This window comes from Paenibacillus sp. FSL P2-0089 (genome assembly GCF_038595095.1).
Taxonomy (GTDB): Bacteria; Bacillota; Bacilli; order Paenibacillales; family Paenibacillaceae; genus Paenibacillus_AQ; species Paenibacillus_AQ silagei.
The window spans coordinates 1,753,401-1,770,291 of record NZ_CP152006.1 but is presented as its reverse complement, the minus strand read 5'-3'; the positions used below and the strand labels follow the sequence as shown (position 1 = coordinate 1,770,291).

The 16,891-nt window shown below is 54.1% G+C and carries 13 protein-coding genes; 1 reads left to right on the top strand and 12 read right to left on the bottom strand.

The genetic code is table 11. The features are described from left to right. Positions 1-152 precede the first annotated feature (152 nt). From ptsP to NST69_RS07075, 12 genes are all read right to left on the bottom strand, one after another. Complete coding sequence (ptsP, locus tag NST69_RS07130; RefSeq protein ID WP_036722553.1) at positions 153-1,865, bottom strand: phosphoenolpyruvate--protein phosphotransferase; 1,713 nt, start codon at positions 1,863-1,865, stop codon at positions 153-155. Continuing rightward, the gene (locus tag NST69_RS07125) at positions 1,858-2,133 is read right to left on the bottom strand and encodes an HPr family phosphocarrier protein (RefSeq protein ID WP_036696683.1); all 276 of its coding nucleotides are present in this window, start codon (positions 2,131-2,133) and stop codon (positions 1,858-1,860) included. The genes ptsP and NST69_RS07125 overlap by 8 nt, the downstream gene beginning before the upstream one ends. A 100-nt stretch (positions 2,134-2,233) precedes the next feature. Then, complete coding sequence (gene ptsG / locus NST69_RS07120; protein WP_036722554.1) at positions 2,234-4,291, bottom strand: glucose-specific PTS transporter subunit IIBC; 2,058 nt, start codon at positions 4,289-4,291, stop codon at positions 2,234-2,236. Between the two features lie 252 nt (positions 4,292-4,543). Continuing rightward, on the bottom strand, positions 4,544-5,407 hold the full coding sequence (locus NST69_RS07115) for a PRD domain-containing protein (RefSeq protein ID WP_036722556.1): 864 nt from the start codon (positions 5,405-5,407) through the stop codon (positions 4,544-4,546). Positions 5,408-5,552: 145 nt separating this feature from the next. Further along, on the bottom strand, positions 5,553-7,172 hold the full coding sequence (locus tag NST69_RS07110) for a hypothetical protein (protein WP_339313244.1): 1,620 nt from the start codon (positions 7,170-7,172) through the stop codon (positions 5,553-5,555). Next, a complete protein-coding gene (locus NST69_RS07105) occupies positions 7,165-7,872 on the bottom strand; it encodes an ABC transporter ATP-binding protein (RefSeq protein WP_076082681.1) in 708 nt (235 codons plus the stop codon). The genes NST69_RS07110 and NST69_RS07105 overlap by 8 nt, the downstream gene beginning before the upstream one ends. Positions 7,873-8,197: 325 nt before the next feature. Continuing rightward, the gene (locus NST69_RS07100; RefSeq protein WP_051477807.1) at positions 8,198-9,781 is read right to left on the bottom strand and encodes a flotillin family protein; all 1,584 of its coding nucleotides are present in this window, start codon (positions 9,779-9,781) and stop codon (positions 8,198-8,200) included. Continuing rightward, a complete protein-coding gene (locus NST69_RS07095) occupies positions 9,781-10,317 on the bottom strand; it encodes a hypothetical protein (RefSeq protein WP_036722562.1) in 537 nt (178 codons plus the stop codon). The genes NST69_RS07100 and NST69_RS07095 overlap by 1 nt, the downstream gene beginning before the upstream one ends. Before the next feature lie 178 nt (positions 10,318-10,495). Further along, positions 10,496-11,659: an iron-containing alcohol dehydrogenase gene (locus NST69_RS07090; RefSeq protein ID WP_036722565.1), complete on the bottom strand. Its 1,164-nt coding sequence runs from the start codon at positions 11,657-11,659 to the stop codon at positions 10,496-10,498. A 265-nt stretch (positions 11,660-11,924) separates the two neighbouring features. Further along, a complete protein-coding gene (locus NST69_RS07085) occupies positions 11,925-13,508 on the bottom strand; it encodes a UDP-glucose--hexose-1-phosphate uridylyltransferase (RefSeq protein ID WP_340954933.1) in 1,584 nt (527 codons plus the stop codon). An 81-nt stretch (positions 13,509-13,589) separates the two neighbouring features. Beyond that, positions 13,590-14,576: a UDP-glucose 4-epimerase GalE gene (gene galE, locus NST69_RS07080; protein WP_036696662.1), complete on the bottom strand. Its 987-nt coding sequence runs from the start codon at positions 14,574-14,576 to the stop codon at positions 13,590-13,592. Between the two features lies 1 nt (position 14,577). Next, positions 14,578-15,756: a galactokinase gene (locus NST69_RS07075; RefSeq protein ID WP_340954935.1), complete on the bottom strand. Its 1,179-nt coding sequence runs from the start codon at positions 15,754-15,756 to the stop codon at positions 14,578-14,580. A 235-nt stretch (positions 15,757-15,991) separates the two neighbouring features. Between NST69_RS07075 and NST69_RS07070 the strand changes: the two genes are divergently transcribed. Beyond that, a complete protein-coding gene (locus NST69_RS07070) occupies positions 15,992-16,849 on the top strand; it encodes an AraC family transcriptional regulator (protein WP_342548866.1) in 858 nt (285 codons plus the stop codon). Positions 16,850-16,891: the final 42 nt, after the last annotated feature.

Sequence of the window (16,891 nt, the reverse complement as noted above, 5' to 3'; positions counted from 1 at the left end):
TCCACCCTCCGAAAGTAATGGACACATTATATAAAATAACGCCCGGGCGGGCGGTTCCAGATTTGCTGAAATTCAAATAACCGCAAAAAAAAGCCCCCTGTAAAGGGGGCCGGAAAGTAGTTGGAGTTATAAACCAATGCTTGAGTAAAGAATTAATTCACGCGGGACTGCACCAGTGCGGCTACTTCCTCGGCCGTGCCGAGCTGCAGGGCCTGGGCAGCCATTTCCTTCATGTCGGCCGCAGACAGCTTCGAGATCTGGCTGCGTGCTGGCAGGATGGAGGTAGCGCTCATGCTGAATTCATCGAGGCCAAGACCGAGCAGCAGAGGAATAGCTGTGGCATCCCCCGCCATTTCTCCGCACATCCCGGTCCACTTGCCTTCGGCGTGTGCAGCATCAATGACGATTTTGACCAGTCGCAGAATTGCCGGGTTGTATGGCTGATACAGGTAGGCTACCTGTTCATTCATACGGTCCGCAGCCATTGTATATTGGATAAGATCGTTGGTTCCGATACTGAAGAAATCCACTTCCTTGGCGAACTGATCCGCCAATACAGCGGTCGAAGGAATCTCAACCATGATACCCAGCTGGATGCTGTCGGACACTTCTTTGCCTTCTTCACGCAGCTTGGCCTTCTCTTCCAGCAGCAGATCACGGGCTGCACGGAATTCACCAAGGGTAGCGATCATCGGGAACATAATGCGCAGGTCGCCGTGGGCACTTGCTCTGAGCAAGGCACGCAACTGGGTGCGGAAGATATCCTGACGGTCCAGACAGAGACGGATCGCACGGTAGCCGAGGAACGGGTTCATTTCCTTCGGCAGCTCCAGATAAGGCAGCTCCTTGTCTCCGCCAATATCCAGCGTACGCACTACTACCGGCTTGCCTTGCATATTCTCAAGCACCGTCTTGTAGGCATTATACTGGATCTCTTCGGAAGGCAGCTTGTCGCGGCCCATGTAGAGGAATTCGGTACGGTACAAACCTACACCTTCGCCGCCATTCTCAATAACGCCAGTCACATCATTCGGAGTCCCGATGTTGGCTGCCAGCTCTACATGCTTGCCGTCGGCAGATACCGTTGGCTCGTCGCGGAGCTTTTTCCATTCAGCAATCTGAAGATTGTAAGCTTCCTGCTTCGCCGTATACTCGGCTACCTCAGCTTCGGAAGGGTTAATCAGCACATCGCCGCTCAGACCATCCACGATAATCAGATCGCCTGCTTTGACCAGGGACATCACGTTCTTCGTGCCCACAACCGCCGGAATCTCCAAGGAACGGGCCATAATGGCCGAATGGGATGTCCGTCCGCCGATATTGGTGGTGAAGCCTTTGACGAAGTTGCGGTTAAGCTGTGCTGTATCCGATGGGGTCAGATCCAGGGCAATAACGATAACCTCTTCACTGATCTCAGCCGGGCTCACATAGTGAATGCCAAGCAGGTGGTTCAGCACACGTTTGGTTACGTCACGCATATCTGCTGCACGTTCCTGCAGGTAAGCGCTCTTCATGTTCTGGAACATTTCCACGAATTGATTAGCTACTTCATTCAGTGCGTAGTCCGCATTTACCGATTCCTCACGGATTTTGTCCATTACAGGGGTAATGAGCTCAGGATCATCAAGGATCAGCAGATGGGATTCGAAAATCTCCGCCTTCTTCTCGCCAAGCTCAGCCAGGGTACGCTCTTTGATGGTCTGAAGTTCGCCTCTGGATTTGTCCAGGGCGTCATTCAGCTTCGCAAGCTCAGCGTCCACATCCGTGACCGCTGTTTTGGTAATGGTATAGTCCGGGTGTTCCAGGATAAAGGCACGGGCTACTGCAATACCTGCGGAAGCCGCGATTCCTGAAATTTTATTCATGAACTTCTCCCAGCCCTTCTTTAACCATAACCTCCTGCAACGCGTTCAATGCTTCTGCTTCTTCACTGCCTTCAGTAATAAGAGTCAGGGTATCTCCTGCTTCAAGGCCCAGGGAGAGAACGCCCAGGATGGATTTAAGGGTAACTTTTTTGCCTTTAGCTTCTGCAAAAGCTTCAGTGCCTTTGAATTTTGTAGCTGTATTTACCAGCGCTGTTGCCGGGCGTGCGTGAATTCCGTCTTCGTCAATAATTCTGAAAGTTGTTTGCATAATATAATCCAACTCGCTTTCTGTTAATTTGGGATGGTGAATTATAGTGAAGGCTTGCGCTCCCCTTCATTATAATGGAAGCGCTTCGCCATTGCACATTTTACTGAATGGTGATGATATCCTTGTCGCCGATGACGACTCTGCCCGGCTTATTCAAGGTAACGGAGGAGCCTTCCGGCAGGTTGGAGAAGATGACCGGAGAGATGACAGAAGGTGCATTCGCCTTCACATACTCCATATCCACTTCCATAATCGGCTGTCCGGCAGCTACCAGATCGCCTTCCTCCACCAGAACCGTGAAGCCCTGGCCCTTAAGCTTAACGGTGTTAACCCCGATATGCACAAGGACTTCCTTGCCGCCGTCTGACATGATGCCAATGGCGTGCTTACTAGGGAACACGTTGAATACCTTGCCGTATACCGGCGAAGCAATCTTGCCGTCTTCGGACAGGAAGGCGAAGCCGTCACCGGTCATTTTCTGCGAGAAGACCGCATCAGGAACCTCTGTAATATCCATCAGCTGGCCGTTTACCGGAGATACGATATCCTCAGGGATAATAGCGTCTCCCTGCTCGCCGGCCTGTTGTTCAAGCTCCGGCTTCGGAGCAGCAGGGGCTGCAGCCGGTGTTCTGCCGTTCATGACATCCTGAATCTGTGACTTGATCGTGTCCGAACGTGTGCCGAAGATCGCTTGTACGTTGTTACCCACTTCAAGAACACCAGACGCACCCAGCTTCTTCAGCCGGTTCTTGTCTACGCCCGCTTTGTCCTTCACTTCGACCCGCAGGCGCGTAATGCAGGCATCCAGATGGGTGATGTTCTCTTTGCCGCCCAGGGCGGACAGAATGTTGCGCGGCAGATCGTCGCCTGTCTTGGACACACTCTCCAAGCTTACCTCATCCTCCTCCTCGGAGGCATCCTCACGGCCGGGAGTCTTCAGGTTGAACTTACGGATGACGAAGCGGAACCCGAAGTAATAGATCACAGCCAGTACCAGACCTACCGGGATAACCAGCCACCAGGCGGTACGGTTCGGAATGACGCCGAACAGCACATAGTCGATGAACCCGCCGGAGAAGGTCATGCCGATTTTGACATTCAAGAGGTGCATGGTCATGAAGGACAAGCCTGCGAATACAGCATGGACGGCGAACAGCAGCGGAGCCACGAACAGGAAGGAGAATTCCAGCGGCTCGGTGATCCCCGTCAGGAACGAGGTTAGCGCAGCGGAAACCATCAAGCTTCCGACAATCCGTCTGTTCTCAGGCTTCGACTCATGGTAGATCGCAAGAGCCGCTGCCGGAAGACCGAACATCATGAACGGATATTTACCGGTTGTAAATGTACCCGCTGTGAACTCCACACCGTCACGAAGCTGCTGCATGAAGATCCGCTGGTCACCTCGGACCAGATCGCCTGCCTTGTCAATATAGCTTCCGAATTCATACCAGAACGGTGAATAGAAGATATGGTGCAGGCCGAACGGAATCAGGGAGCGCTCGATGACCCCGAAGATAAAGGCCGACAGCGTCAGGTTGGTATTAATCATACTCTGTGACACATAGTTCAGACCGTGCTGGATCGGCGGCCACACAATCGTGAGCGCAAGACCGAGCATCAGGGAGGTCACTGCCGTCATAATCGGTACGAAACGTTTACCCGCGAAGAAGCCCAGATACGACGGCAATTCTATACGGAAGAACCTTTTGTACATGGATGCGGCCAATATCCCGACCAGGATACCACCGAAGACCCCGGTTTGCAAGGTGGGAATCCCCAGCACACTGGAATACGAGAAATCCTTCCAGGTCAGCACGTAAGCATTGACACCGACTACCGTACCCATGGTTACGTTCATCACCAGGAAGCCGATAATCGCTGCCAGCCCGGCTACGCCTTCACCTCCGGCCAGCCCGATAGCTACGCCGACTGCAAAGAGCAGGGACAGGTTATCGAATACGATTTGCCCGGAGTTCATTAGTACCGTGGCAATGGCCTGTACGATATTATTCTCCAGTGCAGGCACGTATTGCAGGAAGTCCGGATTCACCAGCATGTTCCCGATTCCAAGCAGCAGGCCCGCTGCAGGCAGAATGGCAACAGGAAGCATTAGCGCTTTACCGACTCTCTGCAGAACGCCAAATAATTTTTTAAACATTCAAGGTCACTTCCTAATCCTTAATTTCTGTCAACAGAAGCCAAAAAAGGCATGAGCAATACAGCACATGGATTGCCACACTAACGCTAACGTTAGAGTACCCCAAGTTGGGGCAGGACAACCATAATACTGTAAATCACTCATGCCTGATCGTATCAGTTACACGTTGGTATTCTGCTTCTGTTTCATAACAGGGATCATTGTAGCACCATTGATTTGAAGTTGCAAGCCCCAAAATCGCCTAAAGCCGGTCTACTCCTCCAGCTCCGGCTCATCTTCCTTCTTCTGGGCAATACGCTGCAGATGAATCGTCAGATAGCTGACCTCGGCCGGATATACCGGAATGCGCACCCGCTGCTCAATCACCTTCGTCAGCTTCCAGGCAAGCATGTACATCTCGGGATACTCCCGCTTCATTAGTCCATCCAACGACGAGGTCTCGCGCACAGTCTCTCCCCGGCGCAGACGCTCCAGAACGAACCGTAAATGGGTCACCAGCCTTGAATAGTCCAGAGAATCCCGCGGAATGCGGTATTCCAGGCTATCCTCCACCAGTCCCACCATGTCCCCGATGAGCTCGGAATGCTGCTTCACCTCAGAGATATGGCGGTTGCTAAGCGCACTGACAATATGCAGGGCCACGAAGCCGATCTCATCCGGCGGCAGCGTCACCTTCATTGCCTCATTGATCCGCTCCACCGCATATTCCGCCAGACTGTATTCCTCCGGATAAATCTCCCGGGTCTCGTATAGAAAGGGATTATGAATAGCCATATGCTGCTCGCTTCTGCGGATCGCAAAGGAAATATGGTCGGTAAGGGCAATATGGATATGCTCATTCAGCGTCTGGCGGCTGCTCTGCATAATATGCAGCACAATCTCCTGGACCACCTCAATCAGCTTCTCATCTACCTGCGGCACCAGCTGCTTGTATTGCTCCTGCTCCTCCTGGCTGCGCAGAATGAACATCTTCTCTACGGAGGACAGATTGATCCGGTCCCGCGTTTTACGGTTGAAGCCGATCCCCTTGCCAATCACCACAACCTCGGCATATTGGGGATGCTCGGCAATGATAACGTTATTATTAAGCACCTTGCCCACGGTAATGCTGCTCACTTGCGACACCTCTTTTACTTCTGAATCCTGATCTATTCCAGCAGCACGATACATGTTTCAACGTGTGATTCGTTACCTTAAGCTCCTATCATAACATCAAGAATCCCAAATTAGAAGGGTGCCGCAAACCGCCCGCGGGCTCCCTTCATTTCACCCGAAACGTCCGGCCTGAGAACCTGTATACCATGATAAGCGCAGCCAGCATATACACCACAGCAGAAAGCACTACGATCACGGCAAACATTCCAGGCTCACTCTTGAACTGCATCGCGATGAATCCGACCCCCAGCACCACACTGTTCACAATCGTAAAGAACGGATTCTTCACATTCAGCTCCGTGCTGTAGGGCTGGAAGATGTAGTACATGAACAGATGATGCACCGAGAAGAACAGGGACAGTGCCACAATCGTCACGCAAAAGAGTACGGCATCCCCCGCGCCCCAACTCTCCGCTGACAGCACCAATAGCAGGTTCACCGCCAGGCAGATCGCGGCAGCCGGGATCAGATTAAGCACGCTGATACGCAGCAGCCGGATACGGAAGTTGCTTAGAATCGCCGATTGTTCACGGTAGAATCCGTAGCGCAGCAGGCTGAGATCACAGTTATAGAACATCGCCTTGCAGAGGCGTTCGCCAATGGACGTGTAGTTCATAATGATCAGAAAGGTCGGCAACGCGGTAATCAGATAATGAGTCAGTTTGGTAAAAGCGGATTGCGACAACAGCATCGTCAGCAAAGCAGCGGCAAAGAGCGATCCAATAATAACCAGCCGCCGTTGAATCGGACTGGTGATCAGCCGCCGGTGACGTGAGAAAAAGATTGCATTCAGGTAAGCGTACCCGCTTTTCCCCTCGAACTTCTCTTGATTCTGTTGTTCCGCCGAGTAGTGCTGATCTTGGGTGGCCACATCCTTCACCCGTGCTTCTTTCATCATCCGTCCCATGTCGAGCAGCGGATCATCGATTTTGGTGACGGCATCGACGGCATTCGTATAGTCCTTATAACGGGCGATATAGACCGCACTTAAGGTTCCCAGCACCAGCACGCCAAGCACCACAGGCAGATTGAACAGCATTCCGCTCTCTACTACCGCATATCCGGGGAGCAGCGGAAGATAGGCCAGCAGATAGCCAGCGCCGATGGCGGTCCAGATCCAGCTTGTTTTTTTGACAATAACCATGCCGTAGCGGTCAAACACCCACAGATGCAGCGCCTCACAAGCCGTACGCCAGAACGTAAGCAGCAGCGTAAGAACTGCCCCATGCCACAGCGGAGCACCGAGAAGACTCCCGAAGACCAGCATAGCCGGAATAAAAGTAACCAGGAAGCTGATCCCGCGCAAGGTCAGTGTGGTCCGCATATACCGCTCTGCCGGCAGCCTCATCAGCTTCACGAATATGTATTTATCCCGCTTCGGCTCCAGAATAACCGCGCTGGAAACCCCGGCCGTAAGGAAGCTTATACACAGCAGCATCTGCAAATAGAGCTGGTACTGAACAGAAAGGGATAAGCTGATATCATTACCGATGAACTTCACCGGCAGATAGATCATGATCCCAAGATAAGCGAACTTCGTCACAAAGGCCATAAGTACCTTGAGGATATGCACGATAACAGATAAGGTCCGCTTCAGCGTGGTTTCCGAGTAGACCGAGGCCGGGATCAGCTTACCCAGCACCGGGAGCTTACGGATATAGAACATCAGCCGGTTAGCGCCGGACATCCCCCGCACTTCCAGAATCGCCTTCAGCGTCCTAATCATGATCCTCATCCTTCAGCAGGGCAATAATCTGCTCTTCAAATTCCGGACTGTGCAGGGTCTCCGCCGGAATCTCCCGCAGTGTACCGTTATTCAGAATAACCAGCTCATCGCAGAGATCGGCGGCCAGCTGCAGAATATGAGTGGAGAAAATAATGATATGATCCTGCTTCATCTCCCGCAACAGCTTCTTGATCTCCAGTGCCACTACCACATCGAACGAGGTTAACGGCTCATCCAGCAGGATCAGCGGCGGACGTGAGATGATAAAGCACAGCATCTGAATTTTGTTCTTCATCCCGTGGGAATAGCCCTTGATCAGACGGTGCCTGTCCGCCTCCTCGAAACGGATGATATCGAAATATTCCTCGATGGTCCGGTCCGCTTGTATCTTCCCCTTATTGATGTCCATGTAGAACTTTACAAACTCATAACCGGTCAGAAAGTCAGGCAGAATCGGCAAGGAGAAGACGTAGCCGATCTCCTCCTCAAGCAGCGGAAGACTCACCTCATCTCTCCGCAGAAAAGCCCCGCCGCTATCCATTTGGATCTCCCCGCTCAGGCAGTTGAACAACGAGGTCTTCCCCGCGCCGTTACGGCCGAGCAAGCCGTATATCTTGCCTTGCTCAAAGGTAAAGTCAATCCCCTTCAACACCTCTCTGCCGTCAAAGCTCTTGCGTATATTATCCAGTATAAGCTCCATGCCTGCCTCCGTTTCAGCGCGAATGATAAAGAATCTCTGCTTATATAAGACGCACTTAAGTTTTGAACTTGAAGCTTCATCGTCACTGCGGTGAACATTTGGACTTCCGGCCGCTGTTGTCACCAGATTTCTTGATTTATTCCGCCTTCGCGGGTGAAATCCGGTGACAAAGGCGGTCGCTACCGCTCCTACAGTTCCAAATTTCCCCTCCGCTTCTTTTGCTTTTTGTTTATTTCTATAGTGCCTTTTATATAGTTAAATTCTTGTAAAAAAGGTATGGCTGGCGTTACTGCTGCCTGCCATACCTTGGTGGCTTGCTCTGCTCTTATCCTTCAGGGTGTTCTGAAGGTTCCACCGGTTGTGCCGGAGTGACCGGAGCAGCCGGGGCCGGTCTGGTGACGACAGAGGTTATGGGCGCCGCTGTATGTCTCACCACGTCCTTAGGCTCCGTCTTGCCCTTGGTCAGCCCTTTGATCAGCGCCTCGACATCAATGCCGGACACGCTTTTGAGCATCTCAGGGGCTGTGGACATCAGTTGGGTCACATAATTACTGACACGCGCAGCTCCTTCACCGTTGCCGGTATCCACCACAGTCAGCTTGTCGATAGATGCCAGCGGCTCGGCAATCTTCCCGGCCAGCTCAGGCAGCATTTTGACGATAATATCGAGAACCGCCGCTTCGCCGAATTTCTGGAAGGCTTCTGCCAGCTTCTCCTTGGCTTCCGCTTCCGCCAGACCGCGCAGACGGATAACTTCAGACTCTGCTTTACCTTTGGCCAGCTCTGCATCCGCAACCGCCTGACCTTCCAGCCGCTTCTGCTCGGAGGTTGCCTTAGCCTGAGTCTCAATGCTGTACTGCACAGCATCGGCTTCACGCATGCGCTTGGCCTTGTCGGCTTCCGCCGCCTGCTCGACCGCATAACGGTCTGCTTCCGCTTTCTTCTTCACTTCTGCATCATACTGCTTCTCGCGTACCTGGATTTCCTTCGCCTGAATATCGATTTCGCGTTCCTTGCGGACCAGCTCAACCTTCATCTGCTCTTCCACCACGGTCTGCTTGGCACGCGCCTCCTGAATGTGGTACGCCTGGTCGGCTTCCGCTTTGGCAGTATCCTGATCGCGTTTGAACGCTGCAACCTTGAGCTGGTTCTCCTTCGATGCTTCGGCGATGTTGGTATCCCGCAGCAGCTCCGCCTTCTGCCCCTGCTCCTCGGCATTGGCCTTCTGAATCCGCGCGTCACGGACAGCTTCCGCTTCCGCAATCTCCGCATCCCGCTTCACTGCGGCAATCCGCGGTTTACCCAGCGCTTCCAGGTATCCGTGCTTATCGCGTACGTCCTTGATGGTAAATGAGACAATCTGGAGTCCCATCTTCTTGAGGTCACGGGCGGCAACCCCCTGAACCTCCTGGGCGAAGCGGTCCCGGTTGCGGTAGACCTCTTCTACAGTCATCGTACCAAGAATCGCCCGCAGATGTCCTTCCAAAACTTCCTGCGCTTCACTCTTCAGGGATTCAATCGGCTTGCCCATGAACTGCTCGGCTGCTGTTGCCACATCTTCCGTGGAGCTGCCTACCTTGATGATGGCGACCCCGTCGGCAATGACCGGCACGCCTTGCTCCGTATAGACCTCCGGGGTCGTCACATCGAGCTTATGGGAGAGCAGAGACATGAACTCCGCTTTCTGGAAGACAGGCAGAATGAACGCACCGCCGCCGCGGACGATTTTGATTTTGCGGCCGGAGCCATCATCCGATATATGATTGTTGCCCAGGAAGGAACCGGTGACGATCATGCCTTCATCCGGGCCAACCGTCTTGTAACGCGCCCAGAAGGCGAGTCCGAGGACAAGCAGTACAGCGATTACTATCGCAGGTATAAACAGGGATTCAGGAATATTTTCTAGCATCATAAGTCCACTCCTTTTCTCTCTTCGAATTCAGACACAAGTGCTACACCCTCACGTACCTCAACTACTACAACCTTGATTCCGGCCGGCAGTGCATGCTGCTCGAAGCTGGCCGCCGTATGCAGGCTGTTGCCTGCACCGAACTTCACCATAATCTCACCGTAGCCTGTGCCGGGGACCGGGACGGTAACCTCACCGATCTTACCCGGCAGTTCATTCATGGAGAAGCCGTTCGACATTTCGCTGTTCCTCATTGGCTTCACTACCACCAAATGCATCAATACGCCCATGAATGCCGCAACCAGCAGGGACAAGGCAAGAATCACGCCATCTTCCAGTCCGCTGTAGCGGCCTAGCAGCATGCCTGCTCCACCGAATACAGTGATCCCTCCTGCCAATAGGGTAGGATTTAGGAAATCAAAAGATACGATGTCAAAAATCCCGTCCAAAGCGCTCCCGATCAGGTCGCCCAACACTACACTCACTAAGGCAAATAAAATACCCAGCGCCAAACAGCCCAAATACAGCGTTTGCATTATAGTCTCCTCCCGTCGATACTTCCGGACTGTCATACTAGTATAAACGCAACTGTCATGCCCTTGGTTTCACAAAGTTGGGTATTGCTCTCATTAATGTATGCCGGAAGCGGGAAAATTAACAGACCAAAGAAGCCGCCCCCGTAGACGGGAAGCGGCTGTACTGTCGATGGCTGACTTACAAAGCCAGCTTATAAATTTCAACTACGTCCTGACGCTCCAGCTTGCGGAAGTTGCCGAACGGACCGAAGCGGACCGCCTTGTCGGCCATGCTGCCGATTTCGCTGTCGTCGATATCGTAATCGCCGAGCGTCTTCGGAGCGCCAATGGAATCCCAGAAGCGGCGGAGCGCTTCAATGCCTTCGAGGCCGGTCTGTTCATCGGTTTTGCCGGAAGGGTCAATGCCGAACACGTTCACAGCCAGCTGGCGGAAGCGGGCAGGATTCGTGCTGAGGTTATATCTCATCCACTGCGGGAAGAGAATTGCCAGGCCGCCGCCGTGGGGAATATCATACACAGCGGATACAGCATGCTCAATGTTGTGCGTAGCCCAGTCACCGGCAAAGCCCATGCTGACCATTCCGTTCAGCGCCATCGTCCCGCAGTACATAATAGTCTCGCGAAGCTCGTAGTTGTTCAGATCCTCAATCAGCTTAGGAGCCGTCTCAATCACGGTACGAAGCAGAGTCTCCAAGAAGCCGTCCTGTAAAGGCGTATTGCTGTCTGTATGGAAATAATGCTCCAGCGTATGGGACATGATGTCCACCATACCGTACACCGTCTGGTCGCGCGGCAGGGAGAAGGTGTTCTCCGGGTCAAGGATCGAGAAGGCCGGATAGGCATGGATGCTGCCCCAGCCCATTTTTTCCTGGGTCACTTCGTTGGTGATGACCGAGCCGTTGTTCATTTCGGAGCCGGTGGCTGCCATTGTCAGCACGGTTCCCAGCGGAAGCGCACCTTGAGGTGCGGCCTTGCGTTCTACGAAGTCCCACATATCCCCTTCGTATTTCGCTCCGACAGCCACCGCCTTGGCACAATCGAGCACACTGCCGCCGCCGACGGCAAGAATCAGGTCAATCTGATTCTCACGGCACAACGCTACACCTTTATGTACCGTTGAGAGACGCGGATTCGGCTCCACTCCGGCAAGCTCGGTAACTACGGCACCAACCGCAGCCAGCTCGGCAATGACGTTATCGTACAAGCCGCTGCGCTTGATGCTGCCGCCGCCGTACATCAGCAGTACGTTCTTACCGTATTTCGGCACCTCGGTACGGAGTGCCTGCAATGTTCCCTGTCCGAAAATAAGCTTGGTCGGGTTATAAAATTCAAACTTGCGCATATGGGTAAACCTCCATGAGTATGTGAATGTGAAGCACTGTCTATTATAGTCCTCCAGCCTGGCGCATTCAAATCGCACAGCTCTCTATTTTGGATTAGAATCAACGTGAGCACTTGGGTGGACGCTCCGCAAACAGAACGTTGTTCCAATCGCTGTTGTGTCCAGATTTCAAAGCAACAAAAAAAATCGCTCATTTGGTGAAATGGAGGGACCACCCAGCCATTCCCAAAGGAACGATTTCTTTGTACATTCATTCTATCCAGACTTAGTTAAAGCCGCTGCTGTTCAGGAACCGGCGGAAGGCCGCCTGCCCTTCCGGCGTGCGTTTGTAGACTCCGGCATGCTCCAGAATGTGAGTGAACTTTGTACCCACCTCATTCTGGATGGTCTTCACCGCTTCTTCTCGGTTCAAGGAGGTGCCGAAGCGGCTTACCAGTTCGGTAATCCATGAAGTGTGTAGCGCCAGCGGATGCTCCTGGCCTTGGCTCTGGACATCTCCGAGAAGCGCAGTGTCGCCCGCCAATATGCCAGCGATGGCGTCAAGCTCTTCCTTGAGCCGCCCCGGCAGAATCGCCAGGCCCATTACCTCAATCAGGCCGATGTTCTCCTTCTTGATATGGTGCATCTCCCGGTGCGGGTGGAAAATCCCTTCGGGATATTCTTCGCTGGTCCGGTTGTTGCGCAGCACCAGATCCATCTCGTAGCCGCCGTCCTCTGCCCGGCGCACGATAGGGGTAACGGTATTATGCGGCACGCTCCCGCCGTCCTCTTCACTGAACGCCAGCACTTCGGCGGCCGGATCACTGTAGGTCTTCCAGGATTCGTAGATATGGTTGCCTGCCTCCAGCAGCACCGCCGGATCTTCGGCATGCATCCGCAGCACGGACATCGGCCATTTCACAGTGCTTAAGCGGACGCCGGGATACGAGGCATGTGTGAAGGTGTCCTCTTTGGGTGCCTTCTGGATCGGGAACGTATGCCGTCCGCCCTGGAAGTGGTCATGCGTCAGAATGGAGCCGCCGACAATCGGCAGATCGGCATTCGAACCGATGAAATAATGCGGGAAGGCCTCCACGAAGCTAAGCAGACGCTTCAGCGTATCCTTCGTCAGCTTCATCGGCACATGATCATGGTGGAACACAATGCAATGCTCGTTATAGTAGACATAAGGCGAGTACTGGAAGAACCACTTCTCGCTGTTCATCGAGAGCGGGATCACGCGCAGGTTCTGACGCGGCGGGTGATTGACCCGGCCGGCATAGCCGACATTCTCGCGGCAGAGCTGGCACTTCGGATAGACCGGAGGCGGAAGCAGCCGGGCCATGGCGATTTCCTTCGGACTTTTCTCCGGCTTGGAGAGGTTGATCGTCATCTCAATATCCCCGTACGGCGACTCCTGAAGCCAATACACATTCTTCGCTACACGGTCCATACGGATATAGTTGGAATCAATGCTCAGCTTATAAAAGCGGTCCGTTGCCGCCTGAATGCCCTGTGCCGCCTGGATCGCGGCGAACTCCGCATTCACCTCAGACGGGCGGGCCATCAGAAGGCCCATAATCTTCGCATCCAGCAGGTCGCGGTACGTATCCGTATTCTCCGGGATCAGCCCGAGACTGAACCCGTAATCAATCAGCTGGTCCAGCGGGGCCTGCGGGCTGTCCAGCGGACCTTCAGTGAACTCGCCGGGATACGGCTCGCTGAAGCCGAACTGGTCCAGGAGTTCATTGCGGCTGTAATCCACATCTGCTGGCTGAATAAGTCCCGTATGTCCGGCAAACAGAACCAGCTGTTCAATCGCATACAGCGCCTTCTCAGCGGCAGCAGCCGTACTATTATCGTTCTGCATTTCATTTCTCCTTCTATGGTGCCTTATGCGGCGCTTTGCATTCTGTCTATTTCACCTTCGGGCAACAAGCAGAATTGCTTCTTACTCCCCGTATCCTTGCGGATTGGCAGAGTGCCAGCTCCAGGCGCTCTGAATAATGCCTTCCAGATCGGCATGCTGCGGGTCCCAGCCCAGAACCTTGCGGGCTTTGTCAGAGGAAGCGACGAGTACTGCCGGATCTCCGGCGCGGCGGTCCTGAACCACAACCGGAATGTCCAGGCCGGTAACCTTCTTCGCAGTCTCAATGACCTGCTTCACAGAGAAGCCCAGACCGTTGCCTAGGTTGAAGATATTGCTTGCACTGCCGCTGCGCAGATAAGTGACTGCACGGACATGCGCATCCGCCAGATCGCTGACATGGATGTAGTCGCGTACGCAGGTTCCGTCCTCTGTCGGATAGTCTTCCCCGAACACTGCAATATTCTCGCGCTGCTTCAGCGCAGCCTGGAGCACCAGCGGAATCAGATGGCTCTCCGGACGGTGGTCTTCGCCGATCTTGCCGCTGGCGTGTGCGCCTGCGGCATTGAAGTAGCGCAGCGCTACGTATTTGATGCCGAGCACTTTGTCGAACCAGGCCATCATGCGTTCCATGGTCAGCTTGGTCTCGCCGTAGACATTGGCAGGCTCGGTGCGGTCGGTCTCTTCGATAGGCACCTTTTCCGGTTCGCCGTAGGTGGCGGCAGTGGAGGAGAAGACGATTTTATCCACACCGGCATGCTGCATGGCTTCTAGAAGACACTGCGTTCCATACACATTGTTGTCGTAGTATTTAACCGGGTCCTTCATGCTCTCGCCCACCAGGGAGCTGGCTGCGAAGTGAATCACCGCTTCGATCTCATTCTCGGAGAACAGCTTCGCCAGCAGCGCCTTGTCGCGCAGGTCGCCCTCGTACAGCTTGCCGCCCAGCAGCGCCTCACGGTGCCCTGTCAGCAGATTGTCAATCACCACAACCTCTTCCCCGCGGTCCAGCAGCTCTGCTACTGTATGTGAACCGATGTATCCTGCGCCGCCCGTTACCAGAATCGCCATCTTATTTCACTCCTTTCAATTCTTCCACGCCGTTGCCGATGCCGCATACATAGAATTCGCCGGTCAGGCCGGTTCTGTTCTTGTAGGCTTCTCCAACTTCCGTTATGAACCGCTGCACATCATCCTCGTGTACCAGCGATACCGTACATCCCCCGAATCCGGCCCCCGTCATCCGTGATCCCAGTGTGCCGGGAATGCGCTGCGCTTCTTCCACCATCACATCGAGCTCCTCGCAGCTGACTTCATACAGGTCGCGGAGGGAGACATGGGAGTCATTCATGTACAGGCCGAACTGCTTCAGATCATTGTTCTTCAGCACCTCCACCGAGTCAAGCACACGCTGATTCTCCTCCACTACATGGCGGGCCCGGCGTCTGACGGTTTCGTCCGTAATTCTGTCCTGCAGAAGCTCGAACTGCTCAGGCTTCACCTCAGCCAGATAGGACAGGGACGGAACCTCCTGCTTCAGAATAGCGAGTGCCTCTTCACATTGGCTGCGGCGCTCATTATACTTCGAGTCCACCAGACCGCGCTTCTTGTTCGTATTGCCGATGACCAGCTTATAGCTGCCCGTTACGAATGGGACCAGGCTGTATTCCAGCGTATCGCACATCAGCAGGATGGCCTGGTCGCGCTTGCCATTGGCTACAGCGAACTGGTCCATGATCCCGGAATTCACGCCGACATACTGGTTCTCCGCGCGCTGGGACAGCAGGGCGATCTCCACCGTATCTGTGTCACCGCCAAGCAGCGTCAGGAAGGCGAAGCCGGTCACTACCTCGATCGAAGCGGAAGAGGACAAGCCCGAGCCGTTAGGAATCTCACCATGGAACAAAAGATCGTAGCCCCCGGATACCGGGTGACCCTTCTTAGCCAGCTCCACCATTACGCCGACCGGATAGTCCACCCATTCGCCGGTCTTGGCTGCGCCGATGTCGCTGAAGTCGATAGAAGCTTCATAGGGGAAATTCGTGGATGCGAATTGAACCTTGCCGTCTGTACGCGGGCGCACAATCAGGGTGGTTCCGAAGTCCAGGGCTGCCGGGAAAACATAACCTCCGTTATAATCCAGATGCTCTCCGATCAGATTCACGCGGCCCGGTGCGTAGAATACCCGCGCGGCTTCCCCGCTCTCCCCGTACTTCTTGATAAATGTACTGTTAAGTTCCTGTATGCTCATTATTGACACTCCATCCTTTCGCTGCTTGTGCTGGGACTGTGGATTATAGCTTGCGTCCTTCATGCTTACATTATAATAAAATCAGACTTGCCCTGATAATGCAATCATGTGTGCAATATATGGACAAATGTGACTTTCGTCTCTGAAGAGACTATACTCGGTATAAGGAAAAGTGAACCGGCGCTCCCTATACACTTAGTTTTAGAAGCGTTCTGCTCAGGAAAGGCGGCTTGCAATGCAACATACCTATTCAGTAGGATCAAATCCTGTCTATTACGATAAGCAGCTGCTGCATGTACTCTTTGCGGGAGAGAGCCAGACCCTCCCGCTGCATCAGGCAGGTCCCAAGATCTACGATTACTATCTGCTCCATTATATTGAATCAGGCTCCGGGGTCTTCCGGACAGAGGAGCATACGTACGAGCTGGGAGCCGGAGACTGCTTCCTGATCCACCCGGGCCAGCTGGTCAGCTACATCTCGGATCAGCAGGCGCCCTGGCGTTACCGCTGGGCCGCCTTCACCGGCGGCGATGCCGGACAGCTTGCGGAGCAGGCGGGCTTCGCGCCGCTCGCCCCGGTGCTGTCTACCGCAGGCGGCAGTGTAATACCCGGAGCGCTTGCCGGGATGATGTCCGCCTTCTATGCCAATAAGGAGAGTGCCGCCCTGACCTCTCTGGGGTATCTGTACCTTATCGCCGGCGAAGCGGCGGAGCTGCTGGTCTCCTCCACCCGGCTGCCGGGTGCGGAATCACAGATCAAGCGGACGGTGAAGCAGATGATTCACTACATGGCTTCTCAGTATGCCCATCCGGTCTCGATTGAACAGATGTGCGGCTCTCTGGGGTATAACCGTGCTTACCTCTCCCGCATCTTCAAGCAGGAGACGGGGCTCTCTCCGGTCACTTACCTGCTGAAGCTGCGGGTGGAGAAATCGCGCCTGCTGCTGCGTGAACGTCCCGAGCTGTCCGTGGAGCAGGTAGCGGCATCGGTCGGACTGACCGATGCCCTGTATTTCTCCCGGCAATTCAAGCGTTTCTACCGCCAGTCCCCCACCGCTTACCGCCAGGCCACAGTGAACCCTGGAGAGAAATAGCTGTATCGCCTAGAGCAACAGCCCGTCTCCTGAACAGGAAGC